We start from the raw sequence: 16,921 nt of genomic DNA on the forward strand, positions 1-16,921 counted from the left end.
CGTCAATGCCAACCAACAATAGAAAGCCTGCGTCAAAGTCAAAGCATGACGGCATTGACCTGCGGGAAGACGATCTCACCGAGGTAGGGTTCGAGGCGCCAACGCGGCTGGCTCGTGAGTTCGTGCTGCATCGCGCTCCGGGATATTTGCTGAGGCAATTGGATAGTAGGGCCGCGGCTCTTTACGAAGCTCATACCGGGCAAAGTGATCTCACTCCTCGCCAGTTCGGAGTGCTGTTGACCCTGTTTCAATTGGGCCCGCTTTCGCAAACCGAACTTGGCAACCAGCTTCATCTCGATCGAAGCACATCCGGTGAGATGCTGCAGCGTATGCTTGATCGGAAACTGGTTAGTCGTCAGCAGCGCAAGGAGGACAAAAGAGCGATCGAGATCGCTCTGACGCCTCAGGGCCGAAACGCACTACTGAAAACGGTCGAGCAAGCGTCCGCTGCCCAGCAAGCGCTCCTCGCGCCGTTGCCAGACTACCTGCGGCCTGTATTCGTGAAATGCCTTCAAATCCTCGCCGAGGCAGACACGGTGGCGGTAAGTGCGGAGCAGAGCCCGGACGAAAATCAGGCAACCATCTTGGGAGAGTTACCATGGGTCAGTTCGCGCAAAAAAGCACAATGAAGACGCTGGATGATCTGTATGTAGAGGCCGAGCGTTTGGACGTAACCCCGGGCTGGGTATCTCGCGATCAGCCGTTATTCTGGAAGGAACCCCGGTCGCGCTATCGGCCTCATCACTGGAGCTATCAGGAGGTCAAAAATGCTCTGGCCGCGGCTGGTGATCTGATTGACGTAGCCCATGCGGAACGCCGCAATCTCATCCTTCGAAATCCGTTTCCCGGAAACAACTTCGCGACAACGAAGACGCTTGTCTGCGCGTATCAGATGATTCTTCCGGGCGAAGTCGCTCCATCCCACCGTCACTCGGCTCACGCTCTCCGGGTGATCATCGATGGCAAAGGAAGCTACTCGATTGTCAACGGCACCAAGATGGCGATGGAGAGTGGCGACGTGGTTCTTACACCGGGGACCTATTGGCATGGGCACGGTCACGAAGGGGACGAGCCGGCATATTGGCTTGACGGCCTTGATCTGCCGTCGGTCCACCTGACCGAAGCGATGTTCATTGAGGAATATCCCCAGAAGTACGAGCCGATCAGTTCAGTCGCAGCTTCTTCGCCATTCCGCTTTACCCGTGATGCAATTGCGCGAGAGCTGGACAAAGTGACACCCGATTCCGATGGACGTCATGACGGCATGATCAATCTGGAAACGCCCGAGATGCCCATGATGGGGTTGACGGTCGAGAAATTGGGAACGGGCTTTAAGGGACGGACCCAGCGCTCGACGGCCAATCGTATTTTTGTCGTGATGGATGGAACTGGACAGACTGTCGTAGGTGAAACGACCTTCAAATGGAGCCGGGGCGACACGATCGTCGTGCCGACTTGGCAGAAATTTTCTCACCATGCGAACACTGATAGCATTTTGTTCGGCCTCTCCGACGAGCCCCTGATGAAAGCATTTCGCTATTTTCGTGCTGAAATGACTTGAAGCGGTCCACAGGCTGAACGTCAACCTGGCGTCCCCTCGCTGGGTCGCCAAGGGGGCGCGAAGTCTAGGTTGAACATGACGGGTCTGGCGTGCGACCCAAATTGGTCGCGGCTAGTTTCCTTCAAGTGCCAGCTACAATCTGCGCGAACTGGTTCGGGGACGCGGGGCAGGTGTGCCGCGTGGCTCGAGACTTGGCATAGTCTGCAGAGAGCGTTGGGTCGCTTGTCGCCGGCGGGGCGGCAGTTCCGGGATTTGCGGTCGTGCTGATCGGCGATGATCCCGCCAGCCACGTCTACGTCGTGAACACAGTTCAGCAGACTGAAGCCGTCGGTCGGTATGCGATCCCGGCAATTCGCCGTGAAGCGGACATTCTCGTCGTCGCAACCGGCGCCTCCGGACTAATCCGGGGGCAGCTTCGTCAAGCCGGGTGCAGTGGTTGTTGACGTTCGCATCACCGGGTTAGGCCAAACTCCGTCACCGATAAGCTTGTCGGCGACGCCGCCTTGGCCGCGGCGATCGCGGTGGCCGGGCGCGATTACGCCGGTACCAGGCGGGGTCGGGCCAATCCGCGACCCAACCTAGCTGGGATCATCCGGATCAGCTCGGCACGAGTTTTGGACTTCTGCTTCGAAGTATTTCCAGGAGCTAATTCGTGCGGAGCCCTTACCAACTCGGCGGGCGACCTTGATCAGACAGGTCACTACTTCGCGTTCGTCAAACTGCGTCAGCCAGGTAGCAACTAGTGCCAGGTTGTTGATACCTGGAGCCGACCAGTCGATTGCGGGTCCGAGTTCTGTTGCGATCTCGTTGATGGTGCGGGAAGCGTAGATGATTGCCTCTAGGTCAGGGCGCCCAGGTTCGGGGAACGGTTCGAGGAAGTGCGGGGTGGCTTGGTTCTGTCTGGGTGGTTCATCATTACAGATTACGCTGAAACTGTTTCCGGTAGACTCCTGAACGTCGTTCTGGTGGTCACCGGAAGCAGCTTCATGTTTCGGTGTGGGGCACGGAGGCACGTCGTCGGGAGTCGGACCAGTCGGCGGTGCTGCCGTCGGCGGCGGCGCGAGCGGATGAATGCAGAGAGTGATAAGGTCAGACGTGCGCTTGGGGCCAGTCCATCTGGTTGAACGGCGGATGAGTTCGAGGGTTTCGAGACGAGCCAGCATAGAGCAAACGGTACGTTCGGTGAGACGGGTTCGCTGAGCGATGGTTTTCTGTTTGGGCCAACAAACATTATTGGCGTTGGCGCGATCGCAAAGGTCGAGGAGAACGAGCTTCTCGGTCGACGTGACATCGAATTGAGCCCACCCCCAGATGGTTGCTTGGAGGCTCATTGGCTATCCTCGTGGCTAGAATGCTCGAACGAATTGAGTTCGCCCGTGGCGGGCGCAGCCTTGGTTTCATCAATCCAGGCAAGAAATCTTTCACGAGATTGAATCGGCGCTTTGCGCCAGGCCGTCTGCAACGCGACCAGTCCCGGGAAGGGGTCATGGCGCTCAATCCGTTCGTCGCCCAGCTGGGCCGGGGTCAGTCGGTCGCGCGACCTATTGCGCGACACGGGGCTGTCGCTCGGGCTCCCGTCCTCGACAGGTGATTTTTCCGCTTCGGCGACGACTTGGATCGCCGAGACCTGTTGACCGGCGGCGGCCTGCTCTATGAGAGCTGCACGGGTGGCCGATGGTAGCATAGGCAGCGCGTCGAGTTCCTTGCCCACGTCCAACGATGAACCGACAACACGCTCCAGATCGCTGCGTCCGTTCTGAGCGGCCCGCTGAACCGCTCGCTGGACCGACCGCGCCGACTTCCCAATCTTCTTTGCCGTGATCTCGACAAAGGAGGACGACGCATCCGCCAAGTTGGCGGATGCGTGCGCTCGGCCCATGGCGAGGTTCGCTGCGGCCGCCCCTCTGGCCTTCGCCTTGCCGTACAACCGCTCGTGGAGTACCCGGCGGCGATCGATGCAGAGCGCTTCTTGCGCCGGAGTGAGAGCGCTCCTGACGAGATTCTCGTCGATTTCCCAAAATTCCGCTTCGTCATCGCTCAGTTTGACGACGCGGCAATGGATTTTGTCCGCGCCGGCGGCGACGGCGGCATTGACCCTCTGCAGTCCGGTGACGAGCAGGAATTTGCCTGGCTTCGCTGGATCCGGTCGGATGACCGGAGGCTGGATGATGCCGTGAGTAGACAGGGAGGCGACCATAATCGGGATGAATTCGCCGACGACGCCACGGAGCCGATGACCGGTCGAGATATCGGCTAGATCCACGAGCTTGAATGCGTCCATTGGTATATTCGGATCTGCTATAAGCGCAGTCTCGAAAGGATTGGGCAGCAACGACGTCGCATCAGATGCTTCGCCGGCGGACGCTGCTGGATTTGGCTCGTTGATCTCCTGAGCGAGGTCCAATGCGGGAGCGTTCGGAAGGTCTTTCGACGGCTGCGAGTCTTCGCCGGCTACGTTGAGGTGTTGAACTGCGCTGAGTTTGGGAAAGGCGTAGGGCCGGGGATGCGCAACAGCGCGCTCAAGCTCCTCGACCGAGCGAGAAGCTTCCAGACTCTGCAAACGCCGATCGCGGGCTTCCACTCTTTGCTCCCGTCTACGCAGCATGCGCACGTCGCGCAGTGGCATCATGCCAGCTGCATCGTTCTCTGCAAGATCCGTCAGGATTCGCAAATTTGTGGACACTCGCTGAGAATTTCAGGCGAGACACAGCGAGTTGCAAAATTTGTGTACGAAAATTTTTTTGTTGTCGGTGAATTTGCTTGCGCTGCGTGAGGGTACTTTGCACCGCGCATTGCTTATTTGCAGAGACTGGTTCTTGGACTAGTCCTAATGTTGGTGAAGGGAGATCATCACTTTCACCTCGAATGCGTTCGAGAACCGACTTCTTGGGGGAGTGGCAGAGCTCCTCAAAGATCAGCGTCGCGATTCTGGTTTTGGAGCGAGCCGGGCCGCTGTGACTGGGTCTCGAAATGCTCCGGCGATTAACGCCGCTTAACCATACTTTGCGAGAGGCATTGGCCTGTGGAGAGGCGCGCCCCATATTTAGCGTGTCCACCGCTCCCGAGGGCGGTCGTGCGGGCCATGGAGAGGTTCGCCGGAAGTTTCCGATCCGGTGTCACTCAGTGACGGAAGGCGGTGAAGGCTTCTCCATCGATCGATGGCCTTCGCTCCGGCAAAACGGCTTCGCGCACCCCCTGAAAAACATCTGAAACGAGCCTCTGGCACGTCGATCGCAGCGCGGCATTCCGCTTGCGCGATGCATTTGGCGTTCCGGCGGCCAAGCATAGGGAGACTGGTCTCGGGACTAGTCCTGCACAATGACGATTCATGCCGGCGCTGGAGCGACGTCTGGAAATAATCGCGGCACTTTCGAGGAAGGCGAGGGACCGACCTTCTGTAGCGAAGCTCAGTTTGATGAGCAGGTCGCGGAGTTCGGCTTGGAGCCGACAAAGGCTTATGTCCGCGTCGTTCGCGTGAAGAAGAAAGTCTCAGAGGCGGCCGAAGAGAAACGCAAGTACCGAGCGCAGCGAAAAGCGGACGGATTCGGACAGTACGTCGTCGAGGTGCCGACGGATGAGGCCGCAAAGCGCACTGTGTATGAGGTGGCGCAGGCGATCGTCGATGACAAGAAAGACACCAAGAATGTGCGATCGACGATCTTGTCGGTCGTTTCGAATCCGGCGCTGCTCGAACTCTCCAAGCTTCTTTCCATGTCGGGCGCTGACGTCGCCCTGATCGTCGAGCAGATTGAACGTGGAGATCTCGCCATGGTCGCCACGATCCGCGCGGAGCATCCCACCCTTGTTGAGGACATCGTGCGGTTGACGCAGTCCAATGACGAGTTCATGACCGTGCTCGATTGCCTGGTTCGTCATGAAGACTGCATCTCCGAGGGCGCGGCCAAAGGTCTGTTGGGCGCGGCGGTTGCGGCAAATGATTGTCCAGACGTGCTCAGGTTCCTCGAAATTCGCCGGCGGGGCGGCTTCCGCGCCCGAGTGCTCGGCTGGGTACTGGGCAACGCCAATTAGATGCAACGGACGTGCAATCTGTCTCGGCGGATTGTCGCCCTAGCGAAGCTTCTTAAAACGATCGTACCTTGTGCGTGGGCCGGCGCTGGGCGCCGGCATTGTCACGCTTTGCGCGATAGTGGGCTGCTCGGTGCTTGGGGCGCAACTAGCTCAGGAAGCAGTAAATCAGGAGATTCACTGAAGAGGCCGCAAACAGCGCCAACGTCACTGCAACCAGCGCGTCAGGGCAGTTCAAATTGGGAAGCATTCTCATATGAGAAGTATCCGGCGATTCTACGTTGGCAGTCCCGCGAACAATTTGCCTGACGATTCAGAATTCGTTTACGACTCGGCCAGCCGCTGGCGATGGGGCGGATCGTGCGCGAGGATCGCTAAAATCGTCGGACGATCGATCGCTTGAAGGGCTAGCTGATCCCCGCGTCGTTCATTGCCTTGCATGTAGCCCCATGTGTCCCCGCGGTGCGTAAGCTCCGAGTTCTGGGAAAAGTTCGGGGGCTACATTCTAAGGCTAAGCTATTGTAAACGCTGGTGCCGGCTGAGGGGATTGAACCCCCGACCTTCGGTTTACAAAACCGCTGCTCTACCGCTGAGCTAAGCCGGCCACTTTCAGGAAACACAGAGCAACCACCGACATGGCGCCGGCGGGTCCGCTTGGGTGCGGTCGCAATACCAGACTTGTTTGAAAAGTGCCAGAAGCCGCAGGCGCGCTGACCCGGGGGCCGCTCACGCAAAAACAGGCGGCCCGAGGGCCGCCTGAACCATTCTGCTTGAAGGCGAACGTCCTACTGACAGAGATGCTGGCGGCCGTCGTCGCCCTTGAACCATGTGCCGGGCCTGCAAACGATGCCGTTGCGGGCGGCATAGGTGTTCCAGTCGCCGTGCCAGGCGGGACCGCCTTGGTCATAAGAGGCGTAGGAATTGTTCCAGCCTCCGAACGGCGCTGTTGCGATAGCGCCCGCGGTGCCAACGGCAGCACCCGTCACGGCGGCCGCAGTGCCGACGGCGGCGCCGGCGGCAGCGCCTGCCGCATCGGCCGGCCAGAAGCCGGTCTGATCATTCGGGTTCGCCTGCCGATAGGCGGTGTGGCGGTGACGATAGCGCCGGTCGGCGGCGGTGCCGGGTGTCATGTACTGGCAGCCGGGATCCTGGAAGAGACCCGTGCAGCGGGGGTTGTCGGTCATGGTTTGAGCGAAGGCAGGTGTCGCCAGCGCGGACACGAGAAGTGCTGCCGCGCCAAGAAGTTTGGGGCTCGTCATGGCATCTGCTCCATGTGGTTGAGACCTTGGGTAAGTGCGACGTCCGGCCGCAGTTCCCCGTTTTGTCGCACGCGGGGTCACATCGACGTGAACACGTGCAGGATGTTCGCTTGCCGCCACGCAACTGCGTGGCAGTGGCGTCACGCGAACGGGCGCCGTGCGCGGTTGCCGTTAACGCTTCGATAGCGCCGGCGAGCGCATTTGAGCGCGCGTCGATCCTTGCGCGTTAGGCTTACCGGAATTTCAGCAGCCGGCCTTAACACTCTGACCGTGGTGATCGGATAGGTTCTCGGCCGATTAACCCGGGACCTTTTCATGCGCGCTGTCGCGCTCCTTGCGCTTTTTGTCGGACTGCCCACGACGGCGCTTGCCGGTGACGGCTTCGACATCGTGATTCCAGGCCGTCCCGGCGTGCCCGTCATCATCAACGGCATCGATGCCTCCTACGCCGTCGTCGAAGGCGAATGGGGTCTGGCGAAGAACGTGCAGGTGCAGCCCACGATCTATGGCGGGCGCTACATCGGCGAGCGACAGCCGAGCGATGTTGGCCATTATTATCCAAGCATGGGCTTGCGGCCCGGCTATGGCCGCCTCGAGGTCGAGCCGCCGGCGAACCGCAAGGTGCCGCAACCAGCGGAAAGCTACTACCGGAGCTGGGGCGTGCAATCGGCGCCGCTGCCGCCGCAGGTGGATGTGCCGGCCGATCCGCCGCCGGTGATCCTTGCTCCGCAGGTCGACGTCGATCCGCATCGCCGTGTCCGCCCGTCGCCTCACGCGGAGGTGCCCGGCAATCATGAGCTGCACAGGTAAGTCCAGGCAGATCAAACCCGAAGCAAAATCCAACAAACGGAAATCTACAGGAGAGAGTAATGCGTCAGATGATTTCAGGATTGGTCGCGGCAGCTGCCGTGATCGTGGTGGGGGCGGCGCCCGCCATGGCCTGCGGCTGGAGTCCCTGTGCGGCGCCGGTTGCGCCGGTGTATTCGGGCTGCAACACCGGCTGCGGCGGCTGGGGCTTTGATCGCCTCGCCGAACCGAGCACGCAATATTACTACGTCAACCAGGGCCCGACCTACACCGGCCCCGGCGCGTTCGCACCGTATCCGACCTATCGGGAAGACGCTGTCGTGAACTACGGCCCGCGGTCTTACGGCTATGGCGCGGCCGTCGCAGCGCCCGGCTACTACCACCACCGGCCGTATTACCGTCCGTATCGCTACGGCTACGGTCCGCGCTACGGCTATCTGCCGCGCGTGCACTATGGCTACGGCCCGCGCTATGGCTATCGTTACGCTCCCTACCACTACCACGGCCAGCGCGTGCTGCGCCGCTATTACTGATCCCTGATCGGTTGAGTTGAATCACGAAACGCCCGTTCGCATCACGCGGACGGGCGTTTTGCTTGTCTTGAATTCAGCGCTTCATGAGCCCGAGCCGGCTCGCGCCGACATAGAGCGAGAGCACGGCGGCGTTGGAGACATTGAGGCTCTTGATCTCGCCGGGCATGTCGAGCCTTGCCACCACGCTGCAGGTCTCGCGCGTCAATTGCCGCAGGCCCTTGCCTTCGGCGCCGAGCACCAGCGCAAGCGGCTCGCGCAAAGCGACCTCGGAGAGATCCTCGCTGCCCTGGCTGTCGAGGCCGACGGTCTGGAAGCCGCGCTCATTGAGCGCGGTCAGCGCGCGGGCGAGGTTTTGCACGGTCACGATCGGCACGAGCTCGAGCGCGCCGGAAGCGGCTTTCGCCAGCACGCCAGTCGCCTCGGGGCTGTGGCGCGCGGTGGTGACGATCGCCTTCACGGCGAAGGCGGCAGCGGAGCGCAGGATCGCACCGACATTGTGAGGGTCGGTGATCTGGTCGAGCACCAGCACCATGCCTTCCTGTTCCAGGGTCTCGATGTCAGGCGAGGGCAGGGGATCGGCCTCCGCCAGCAGGCCTTGGTGCACGGCGTCCGGCGACAGCAGCCGGTCGATCTCCTGAGGGCGGACGATCTCGGGGGCGATGCGGGTCTCGATATTCTCCTCGGCGAGGCGGCGGGCCGCGTTCTCGGTCAGCGTGAGCTTGCGGATCCGCCGTTCCGGGTTTTGGAGCGCCATCGTAACTGTGTGCCAGCCATAGAGGATGACCGGTCCGTCGGAGTGCGAATCACGGTCGCGCCAAGCCGGCCGGGACGCGGATTTTGCCCCTTTGTTGAAGGGCTTAGCCCCGCCGCGCCGGGTTCTCTGGGCAAATTTGCGATCGTTCATGGGCTCGGTTGTGTCACGGGTTCCGAAAGATGGCAATTTGGGTGTCCAAAGAGGCGATTTTAGCTGCTTAGCTCGGTTGACTTTGCCCCGCTGCTTCGCCCATAAACGCGCCCGGCCGCGCCCCGTGTCCCTTCGGGCAGTCGCGGTCTTCACGTCTCCATGGCCGTTTCGGTCCGCCGGCAAGGTCCGGTCCGATTGTGCTGCCGTCGAGCGGGGGAGTGTCCCGAGTGGCAAAGGGAGCTGACTGTAAATCAGCCGCCTCATGGCTTCGCAGGTTCGAGTCCTGCCTCCCCCACCATCTTGATTTCACAAGATATTTTTTGTCTCTGGCTTTTCATTCGGCAGCGGTAAGACCGCCGATTCGAGGTGCGGGTCGCTGCCGGGTCACTTAACGCTGGGAGCCGACAAGTGCGCGCCACCCTGGCCAAACGTGGCGCACATGAGCAACTCGAATTCGTCACGGGCACCTTGAGAAGGCGGTCCAGCGGCGCCACCAGGCGAACCCTGCGATCCCGGATGCCTGGACCGAGAGGGCGAGCGCGGACATCGGCTCGTCGCAGATGATCAGGTCGGGTCCGAGGATCAGCGCCCGGGCAATGCCGATGCGCTGACGCCGGCCGCCTGAAAACTCGTGAGGATAGCGCGCCGCCGCGTCCGGCGGCAGACCGACTCCAGGACAGAATATTGGCGACGCGCTCACGTTGTGCCGTGCCGACCCGATAGGTGGTCTCGAGGTCAGAGACTGACAGCGGCGGCGTCTACCCGTGGGCAATTTCGTCTGCAACATCGCCGCTGTGCTTTGTGGTTGTTGCAAGCCGCAATCGATCTTTGAAAACACTATCTCGCAGTAACCGCCTAGCATCCCACAATCGTTGTTATCGTGAGCCCGCGAGATGAACACGCCTCGTGTCGACAGCCGCCGCGATCCCGCCAGCGTGCGATCGCCGATCATCGTCAACCAGCTTAGCGCGGACGTTCGCGCCTCGCTGGTCGATCACTGGTCCCGCCCGCTGATCATCGATCATCCGGAGGGGCACGCGCCCTGGGAGATCGCGCCGGAGGCTGATGTGCTGCTGACGCGGCCGCTGGCTGGCTGGAGCAAGGCGCCGCCCGAGAAGCCGGTGGGCTGGCCGTTCGGCCTGCGCTGGATCCAGACGGCATCGACGGGCGTCGACTTCTTTCCGGCGTGGCTCCTCGATGGTCCGGCGGTCACTGTTGGACGTGGCATCTCGGCGGATCCGATCGCAGAGTATGTCCTTGCAGCCATCCTCGGCTTTGAGAAACGGATCTATGATGTCCGCCCGCGCAACAGGCAGGACTGGAAGATCACGCAGCTGGGCTCGTTGAGCGGCAAGACCATTGGCATTGCCGGATTTGGTGCAATTGGCCGCGCCGTCATCGAGCGGCTGAAACCGTTTGATGTCGAGATCAAGGTGCTGCGCCGGTCGCCCTGGCAATATCCCGTTCCGGGTGTCCAGCCGGTCGACGACATCGAAACGCTGGTTTCCGTCTCGGACCATCTCGTGATCGCGTTGCCGGCGACGTCGAAGACGACCCGTCTGATCAACGCCAACGTGCTGGCGCGCGCCAAGCCATCACTGCATCTCATCAACGTGGCGCGCGGTCGGATCATCGACCAGCCGGCACTGTTGCGCGCGCTGGACGAGGGGCAGATTGCCGCTGCGACGCTCGATGTCACCGATCCCGAGCCGCCCCCGGATGGCGATCCCATCTACAGCCATCCGAAGATCGTTCTGACGCCGCACGTGTCATGGACCGGTGGCGGGGATGCGGCGCGGCTGGCCAACAAGGTTCTGGTCAATCTCGACGCCTATGCCCACGGCGCTCCGCTGGCCGACGTCTTCGACGAAAAGCTGGAATACTAGAAAAGGATCCACACCGATGAACAAGATCGTCGACAAGCCAAAGAGATATTCGCTGGTCGAGCGGACGCCGTCCGCCTCGTTCGAGGACGAGAGACTGTATCGCAAGCAGCGCTTGGCGGCGACCTTTCGGTTGTTCTCGCGCTATGGCTTCGATCAGGGGCTTGCGGGACACGTCACGGTGCGCGATCCCGAGTTTCCGGATCGCTTCTGGATCAACCCGCTGTCAAAGTTCTTCGGCCAGATCAAGGTCTCCGACCTTCAGCTCGTCGATCACGACGGCAACATCCTGATCGGCGACAAGCCGATCAACCAGGCCGGCTTCGTGATCCATTCGGCGATCCACGCGGCCCATCCAGCGGTGATCGCGGCGGCCCATACCCATTCGACCTATGGCAAGGCCTGGTCGGCTCTGGGCCGTCAGCTCGACCCGTTGACGCAGGACTCCTGTGCCTTTTACGAGGATCACGCCTTGTTCGATCCGTTTTCCGGCGTCGTGCTGCAAGCCGACGAGGGCCGGAAGATTGCGGAAGCGCTGGGATCGAAGAAGGCCGTCATCCTGCAGAACCATGGTCTTCTGACCGTCGGGCCGACCATCGAGGCGGCCGCCTGGTGGTACATCGCGATGGATAACGCAGCGCGGACGCAATTGCTTGCGGAAGCGGCCGGCACGACAAAGCCGATCCCGCATGAGATCGCCAAGCTGACCGCAAGCCAGGTGGGAACGCACAGGGGCGGTTATTTCAGCTTCCAGCCGCTCTGGGACTGGATCACCGAAGCGGAGCCCGATCTGTTCAACTGACGCCGGTGCCCTCGGCGCGCCGGATCAGATGCGCGGCCAGTTCCGCGCACTGGTTGTGGGTGTCCGTTGGCAGCCCCCTCGGGCGTACGATGGCTCTGTCATCACATGTTGCGTTTTCATCCTCGCGAAGCGCCGGCCGGAGCATACTGCTCGGCGAGGAACTGACTGATAGCGTCAAAGGCCTGCAGGCGGTTCTTTTCGAGGAGCACCATGTGCGTGCCTTCGCCGATTTCTACCCATCGCCGGTACGGCGCCCCGAGATCGATCTCGGTCTGCTGCTTGCGCTGGAGGCCCTCTTGCGCGAGCGCAACGTCACCCGCGCGGCGTCTTGGCTGAACATCGGGCAGCCGGCGCTGTCGAACCGGCTGCGACAGGTCTTCGCCGACCCGCTATTCGTGCCTGCGGCGACGGGCCGCGGCGTGGTGCCGACACCGAGGGCCGTGGAGCTGCAGACCGAGCTTGAAGTATTGGCCAAGCTGCGCCGCATAGTGGAGGGGCCGGCCGTCTTCGACCCCGCGCTGGCCCAGCGCACCTTCGTCGTTGCCATTCACGAGAATCCGGCCGTGACGCTTGCACCCGGCTTCGTCGCACAATTGACCACCATGGCTCCTGGCGCGCGGCTCGCCCTCGTCCATCCAACGCGCGGCGTCTTCGAACGACTCGAACGCGGCGAGATCGACATCCTGGTGACGGGGCCCGACCGCGCGAGCGGCGATTTGATGCAGCGTCCGCTGTTCGAAGACGGTTTTCTGACCGCGCAGCGCAAGGGCCATCCCCGCGGCACCGGCGCGCTGGATCTCGACGCGTTCTGCGCGCTCGACCATCTCTTGATCTCCGCGGATGGCGGCGGCTTCTCGGGCCTCGTCGACGACGCACTTGCTGCGCTCGGCCGCTCCAGGCGTGTCGCCGTCTCGATTCAGACCTATGCGCTTGCTCCTGTGATCCTTGCGAACAGCGATTGCATCTGCACTCTGCCACGGCGTTTCCTGATGCGCTTCGCGAACGAGCTCGAGCTTGCGCCGCCGCCGCTCGACCTGCCACCCGCAAGTATCGTCGCCCTGTGGCATCCCCGCGACCAGGAGGATAGAGGCCACGCCTGGTTGCGCGACCGCCTGTACCAGGCGGCTGCCGCAACTTGAGACTGAACCGTACTCGTCAAGAGGCTGCGCAACGAAGCTCAGCGGCGCCAGGGATGCTTTCTTGTCCACAGTGTGAATTGCGACACAGCGCATCATTGGGAATCGCCGTACGCTTTGGGTGCGTCTTCATGGCGCCTTACTCTCCCTTAGCCTTGAGCCCGTCGCCAATGGCGGGCTTTCTTCAGCGCGGGTGTCCGATTGGAATGCGTTGAGTTTGCAAAGCTCGCTTAGCAGGGGGTCAGAAAATGTCGGGCCTAAGCACGGATGTGCAATGATCCATTACCGTCTCCACATTTTGGATGAAAGCGGCGGCTTAGTCGGTGCGGTGGAATTTGAATGCGCCAACGACGAAGCGGCAAAACGGAAGGCCGAAAAGGTGTTGACTGGCACCCCTGGGGGGGAGCTCTGGCGGCGTATTAACGGCGGTCTAGAGACTAAAGCTGGAGCGGGCTCACATAGCGCTAACGACTAGCGAAGAGGCGATTGGTTCTATTTGACATCATTGATGCCTCTTGGCCCAGGTCGGCAGCTAGCAACCGCTGGACGCGCTCGGCTTGGTCTTTCGTCATATTGACCGCTAGAGCCAGATCAGTCCCGACCAATGCGGGACCTTTACGTTGTCGATCGTAGACCATCCAGCCCTGAGATGCCTGCCGCACCATAAATCTCGGCGCAGACGGTAAGTTATCGCTCATGTTCCTGCCCTTTTGCTTTTACTATGCGCACGCGTGCGTGCGCATAGAGCAACAAAAAATCAGGCTGCCGGGCTCGAAATGCCACGGGTCCCCGCAGCGATCCAGTTTCTAACTGGGCACTGAAATCCCAGTTAGTTTTAATATGCACGGTGATGCCACGGTCTTGTGACAGTGTCGGGAGTTGCCAAGGCTCGCCGGTTCACGCTGGCGGGCCAAATTTCTGTTCTTTCAGCGGAGGGGCTTACAGGTCAGAATCCGCAGGCTGCATATTGGTTTCTGACCAGCCGAAAGTGTGAGCCAACTTGTACGAAGTCCACGTCAAGACACTGATTGCCTCGTCGGAAGTCACCACGGAGGCCGTCGCATCGAAGGTATTCGAGATTGATGCGCCACCGGTGTTCGCTCGGTAGGTAGGTAGCGAAGTCGTGTTGGGCTTGCGGCGGCCCGCTGCAGATTTTTGCGATGTATTGGCGAACGTCGGCAGGTAAGACGTCTATATGCTCATGATTCCAGGGAGGGTCCGAATGAGAGCCACTTCCTTTGGACAGCGCCGGGCATATGCTCAACGGCAAAATGCAAAGAGCTATTAACAGGGGTCTGACTGCCATCTGACCCTCCACTAAAGAAGCGGCTGATCTTACGGCGACAAACTGACGTGGGCCTTACGGAGCGCGGGGCTTGCCCGGATCCAAAAAAACCGCCTCTTCTTCGCATCCCCCGGCCAAAGCCCTCCATTGTTGATATGCAGGCCGGCTTCAGCGACGATGAGGTCGAGCGATTTTCCCGACGTTCAGACGGTCATTGTCCGCTCTTCGGTTCGGGCTTGTCGAGAAAATGCAAGGCGGTATTGATCTGCTCAAGCTGACCTTCGATTTTGTCTCGCTCGTCAACGGCGCTAGTCTTCCTGAGCTGATCAACAAGTGCCTGCTTCCGTGAAAGCAAATTCTTTATGACTGTTGTCACCATTCCCCGCTTTCGTGAATGTCGTTGAAAAGGCCGCAGGCCACCCCTTCCTGCGGCCATCCGGGAAAATTGACTGTCGATAAATTGCTACTTCCAGCCCCGGTTACCGAGGATGATCGCAGAAGTCGGCGGCGTCGTTGAGTCTGGAAAATCTGTTCCTGGACGGAACATCGTGAGTGTGGCGTCGACGCGACAGCGCAACGCGAGAATTCATTGGAACCGAGAGAGCTACTTCCGGCCAATATCACTCGAGCCCGAACTAAAGGCCCGCAGCCCCGAGCGGGCATCAAGGTCGACTTAAGGATTTGCGGGGCAAGATGTGCTTTCGGGGGGACTCGGGGTGGTCATCGAATTGAGACAACTGCTGTTGCGCGGAGCAATCAGCCTCACGCTATGCGTCTTGGTCGCGGCCTTCGTCGCTGGCTTGTTGTCGGTGCTGGCCGACCATCTCGGGCCGAGTGCACAAGCCACCGAGGCATGCAAGTCGAGCCATTGCCTGCCGAAGGCTAAGGGCGGTGCTCCGAACCTGACCGCATCGAGATCGCGGACAACCCACTAGACCAACTGACGGACGATAGCGGCCACGGAGCGCACTCAAACACCTGCACTGTTTGCGATCGCGCAATCAAGTGCGCATCGCGTCGATCACGTGGGCAATGAAGACCGCCACGCTTAAGGCAACCACAAGAGCGAAGATCCAGGCGAGCAAAACATTCACCTCCTCGCGGGAGTGAATGCACTCATTCCTGCACAGTCAAAAACCATCCTCGAGGAACTGTCGTTTCCGCGTTCGGTTGAGGATTGGAGGCAACAAATATGTCCGCTGTCGGCCTTATCGGCAGAATGCCAGAAAGAGGAGCATAGCGACTAGGCAGGCGGCGAGGGATAACAAATAAACGCCCACGACTAACCCCCGACTCATCATGTAGAGATTAGACGGCATTTTTGGCTTTCAAATGCCTTTTGCCAGTTTTTCCCAGGGAATGCGGCTACGGCTGGGAATGCCGCATCCGCCCCAGTCGCTTGTTCCTTCGGGCATTCAGTGGAGTGGTCGTAGAGAGAGAACGGCTCCAGCGCGCGAGGCTGGCTAAAGCGAACCGGAGCCGTCCACCTGCGCTCCGCCGAACACGCGAAATTCAGCTTATCGGAAATGGGCCGACGAAGGGAGAACCGCTCTCGGACTATTACGGATATCGACCTGTTGAGTGTCGACGGAGCACATAGCAAAGGGCCGCTGCGCTTTGGAGCGGCGGCCCTTTCGCCGGGTTTGCAATAGGAACTCCGAACCTGAAATTGTTTAGCCAGCCCCGGTAGCGCAGATCATTCGACCTATGCCCGCGTCCGTAAACGACAAAAGCGAATCTAAGTCGCGGTCCGTGGGTACCCATTTCGGGGTACCGACGGCTTAGCGACGAACGGGATCGTGTTGTTCAATCCGTGAGCGGATGGAAAGCAGGATGGGCGAGGCTTTCGATGGCCGACTTTTCCTCGCTCAGGCGTTGTTCCAGAAATTGGCGCTCAAGATCTGACAGATTGGTTCTAAGCAGGCGTCGATATCGGCTGATGTTCTTATCGTGGGCACGCAGACGGGCGAGTCTCTCGTCTGTCATGGGGCCTCCCGTATGAATGAAAAATCTATATGAGGAGAAACTAAGATATTTCAATGCGTCCAATAGCTTTATGAGAGCAAGCTTCGCGCCTGATCGCTCGATTGTCAAATAAATCGAAAGCCGCCAGTTCGTGGCCAATTTCCCTCCGCGCGCGCGAAAAAGGCCCCAGCTTCTTTTTTGGGGAACTGGGCCAACACCCGACGAAGGCAGGCCTTGTGTCCGCGAGCTTCGGCCAGGCAAGCTCGCGCTCACTCACCCCTCCATCTCCCCCAACGCGTGCCGCAGCGCCTCGACCAGATCGAGCGCAACCGGCGAGGGGCTGCGCTGGGGGGGAAAGACGGCGGAGAATTCGAAGTCGATGCGCGGCAGGAAGCGGCGCACGATGACGCCGCGGGTCGCGAATTCCTTCGCTGTGATGGGATCGCAGATCGCAACCCCGAGCCCCGACGACACCATTCCGCACATGATCTCCGAGAGCGTCGTCTCGACGCGCAGCACGCGGCGGACGTCGTTGCGGTGGAAGACCTGATCGACGAGATGTCGGCTCGCAGATCCTGCCGAGAGCGATATGAACGTCTCGCCCTCGAAATCGCGCGGCTCCAGCACTTCCTTTTCTGCCAGACGATGCCCGTCCGGCAGCACCGCGACGCGCGCCAGCGGTGGCAGGCGCAGCCTGGGCAGGCCGGAGTGCGCAATCGGCACCTCGGCAAAGCCGATGTCGCATTGATTATTCAGCACC

At 60.7% G+C, this 16,921-nt stretch carries 15 protein-coding genes, 2 tRNA genes and 1 pseudogene; 9 read left to right on the top strand and 9 right to left on the bottom strand.

Going from position 1 to position 16,921, the window contains the following annotated elements:
- Positions 1–5 precede the first annotated feature (5 nt).
- Both SO156_RS27015 and SO156_RS27020 read left to right on the top strand, forming a co-directional pair.
- The gene (locus SO156_RS27015; protein WP_498536885.1) at positions 6–629 is read left to right on the top strand and encodes a MarR family winged helix-turn-helix transcriptional regulator; all 624 of its coding nucleotides are present in this window, start codon (positions 6–8) and stop codon (positions 627–629) included.
- On the top strand, positions 599–1,561 hold the full coding sequence (locus SO156_RS27020; protein WP_498536886.1) for a cupin domain-containing protein: 963 nt from the start codon (positions 599–601) through the stop codon (positions 1,559–1,561). The genes SO156_RS27015 and SO156_RS27020 overlap by 31 nt, the downstream gene beginning before the upstream one ends.
- Before the next feature lie 578 nt (positions 1,562–2,139).
- Here the strand turns inward: SO156_RS27020 and SO156_RS27025 are convergent.
- Positions 2,140–2,892, bottom strand: coding sequence for a helix-turn-helix domain-containing protein (locus SO156_RS27025; protein WP_498536887.1), 753 nt, complete (start codon positions 2,890–2,892; stop codon positions 2,140–2,142).
- Positions 2,889–4,232, bottom strand: a complete 1,344-nt coding sequence (locus SO156_RS27030) for a ParB/RepB/Spo0J family partition protein (RefSeq protein WP_498536888.1) — start codon at positions 4,230–4,232, stop codon at positions 2,889–2,891. Before SO156_RS27030 ends, SO156_RS27025 begins: the two co-directional genes overlap by 4 nt.
- Positions 4,233–4,879: 647 nt before the next feature.
- On the opposite strand from SO156_RS27030, the gene SO156_RS27035 reads away from it, so the two are divergent.
- Positions 4,880–5,590, top strand: a complete 711-nt coding sequence (locus tag SO156_RS27035; RefSeq protein WP_498536889.1) for a hypothetical protein — start codon at positions 4,880–4,882, stop codon at positions 5,588–5,590.
- A gap of 526 nt (positions 5,591–6,116) precedes the next feature.
- Here SO156_RS27035 and SO156_RS27040 read toward each other — a convergent pair.
- Positions 6,117–6,191 (bottom strand) — tRNA-Thr (locus tag SO156_RS27040).
- 181 nt (positions 6,192–6,372) lie between these two features.
- Positions 6,373–6,846 carry a hypothetical protein gene (locus SO156_RS27045; protein ID WP_498536890.1) on the bottom strand — a complete coding sequence of 158 codons (474 nt, stop codon included), beginning with the start codon at positions 6,844–6,846 and terminating at the stop codon, positions 6,373–6,375.
- Between the two features lie 315 nt (positions 6,847–7,161).
- On the opposite strand from SO156_RS27045, the gene SO156_RS27050 reads away from it, so the two are divergent.
- Both SO156_RS27050 and SO156_RS27055 read left to right on the top strand, forming a co-directional pair.
- Positions 7,162–7,656: a hypothetical protein gene (locus SO156_RS27050; RefSeq protein ID WP_498536891.1), complete on the top strand. Its 495-nt coding sequence runs from the start codon at positions 7,162–7,164 to the stop codon at positions 7,654–7,656.
- Positions 7,657–7,715: 59 nt separating this feature from the next.
- Positions 7,716–8,186, top strand: coding sequence for a hypothetical protein (locus SO156_RS27055; protein ID WP_498536892.1), 471 nt, complete (start codon positions 7,716–7,718; stop codon positions 8,184–8,186).
- A gap of 73 nt (positions 8,187–8,259) precedes the next feature.
- On the opposite strand, the gene rlmB is transcribed toward SO156_RS27055, so the two are convergent.
- Positions 8,260–9,090 (bottom strand): 23S rRNA (guanosine(2251)-2'-O)-methyltransferase RlmB, encoded by an 831-nt coding sequence (rlmB, locus tag SO156_RS27060; RefSeq protein ID WP_458145574.1) that lies wholly within the window; start codon positions 9,088–9,090, stop codon positions 8,260–8,262.
- Between the two features lie 212 nt (positions 9,091–9,302).
- On the opposite strand from rlmB, the gene SO156_RS27065 reads away from it, so the two are divergent.
- Positions 9,303–9,388, top strand: a tRNA-Tyr gene (locus tag SO156_RS27065).
- A 219-nt stretch (positions 9,389–9,607) separates the two neighbouring features.
- On the opposite strand, the pseudogene SO156_RS27070 reads toward SO156_RS27065, so the two are convergent.
- Positions 9,608–9,760 (bottom strand): annotated as a pseudogene (locus tag SO156_RS27070) (ATP-binding cassette domain-containing protein); the annotation flags it as partial.
- A 223-nt stretch (positions 9,761–9,983) separates the two neighbouring features.
- Between SO156_RS27070 and SO156_RS27075 the strand changes: the two are divergent.
- From SO156_RS27075 to SO156_RS27085, 3 genes are all read left to right on the top strand, one after another.
- Positions 9,984–10,976 (top strand): NAD(P)-dependent oxidoreductase, encoded by a 993-nt coding sequence (locus SO156_RS27075; RefSeq protein WP_498536893.1) that lies wholly within the window; start codon positions 9,984–9,986, stop codon positions 10,974–10,976.
- 16 nt (positions 10,977–10,992) lie between these two features.
- Complete coding sequence (locus tag SO156_RS27080; RefSeq protein ID WP_498536894.1) at positions 10,993–11,775, top strand: class II aldolase/adducin family protein; 783 nt, start codon at positions 10,993–10,995, stop codon at positions 11,773–11,775.
- 212 nt (positions 11,776–11,987) lie between these two features.
- Positions 11,988–12,914, top strand: coding sequence for a LysR family transcriptional regulator (locus SO156_RS27085; protein ID WP_498536895.1), 927 nt, complete (start codon positions 11,988–11,990; stop codon positions 12,912–12,914).
- Between the two features lie 1,493 nt (positions 12,915–14,407).
- Here the strand turns inward: SO156_RS27085 and SO156_RS27090 are convergent.
- From SO156_RS27090 to SO156_RS27100, 3 genes are all read right to left on the bottom strand, one after another.
- Positions 14,408–14,575 carry a hypothetical protein gene (locus tag SO156_RS27090; RefSeq protein ID WP_458149512.1) on the bottom strand — a complete coding sequence of 56 codons (168 nt, stop codon included), beginning with the start codon at positions 14,573–14,575 and terminating at the stop codon, positions 14,408–14,410.
- A 1,427-nt stretch (positions 14,576–16,002) separates the two neighbouring features.
- Positions 16,003–16,182 carry a hypothetical protein gene (locus SO156_RS27095; RefSeq protein WP_458149513.1) on the bottom strand — a complete coding sequence of 60 codons (180 nt, stop codon included), beginning with the start codon at positions 16,180–16,182 and terminating at the stop codon, positions 16,003–16,005.
- A gap of 252 nt (positions 16,183–16,434) precedes the next feature.
- Positions 16,435–16,921, bottom strand: a 487-nt coding sequence (locus SO156_RS27100; protein WP_498536896.1) for a LysR substrate-binding domain-containing protein, incomplete at its 5' end; no start/stop codon positions are given.

The organism is Bradyrhizobium sp. UFLA05-125 (assembly GCF_059803515.1).

Coding starts and splice junctions, on each gene's coding strand:
- SO156_RS27080 (WP_498536894.1), top strand. CDS start 10,993: ATGAACAAGATCGTCGACAAGCCAAAGAGATATTCGCTGGTCGAGCGG.
- SO156_RS27075 (WP_498536893.1), top strand. CDS start 9,984: ATGAACACGCCTCGTGTCGACAGCCGCCGCGATCCCGCCAGCGTGCGA.
- SO156_RS27025 (WP_498536887.1), bottom strand. CDS start 2,892: ATGAGCCTCCAAGCAACCATCTGGGGGTGGGCTCAATTCGATGTCACG.
- SO156_RS27015 (WP_498536885.1), top strand. CDS start 6: ATGCCAACCAACAATAGAAAGCCTGCGTCAAAGTCAAAGCATGACGGC.
- SO156_RS27090 (WP_458149512.1), bottom strand. CDS start 14,575: ATGGTGACAACAGTCATAAAGAATTTGCTTTCACGGAAGCAGGCACTT.
- rlmB (WP_458145574.1), bottom strand. CDS start 9,090: ATGAACGATCGCAAATTTGCCCAGAGAACCCGGCGCGGCGGGGCTAAG.
- SO156_RS27055 (WP_498536892.1), top strand. CDS start 7,716: ATGCGTCAGATGATTTCAGGATTGGTCGCGGCAGCTGCCGTGATCGTG.
- SO156_RS27050 (WP_498536891.1), top strand. CDS start 7,162: ATGCGCGCTGTCGCGCTCCTTGCGCTTTTTGTCGGACTGCCCACGACG.
- SO156_RS27045 (WP_498536890.1), bottom strand. CDS start 6,846: ATGACGAGCCCCAAACTTCTTGGCGCGGCAGCACTTCTCGTGTCCGCG.
- SO156_RS27035 (WP_498536889.1), top strand. CDS start 4,880: ATGACGATTCATGCCGGCGCTGGAGCGACGTCTGGAAATAATCGCGGC.
- SO156_RS27020 (WP_498536886.1), top strand. CDS start 599: ATGGGTCAGTTCGCGCAAAAAAGCACAATGAAGACGCTGGATGATCTG.
- SO156_RS27095 (WP_458149513.1), bottom strand. CDS start 16,182: ATGACAGACGAGAGACTCGCCCGTCTGCGTGCCCACGATAAGAACATC.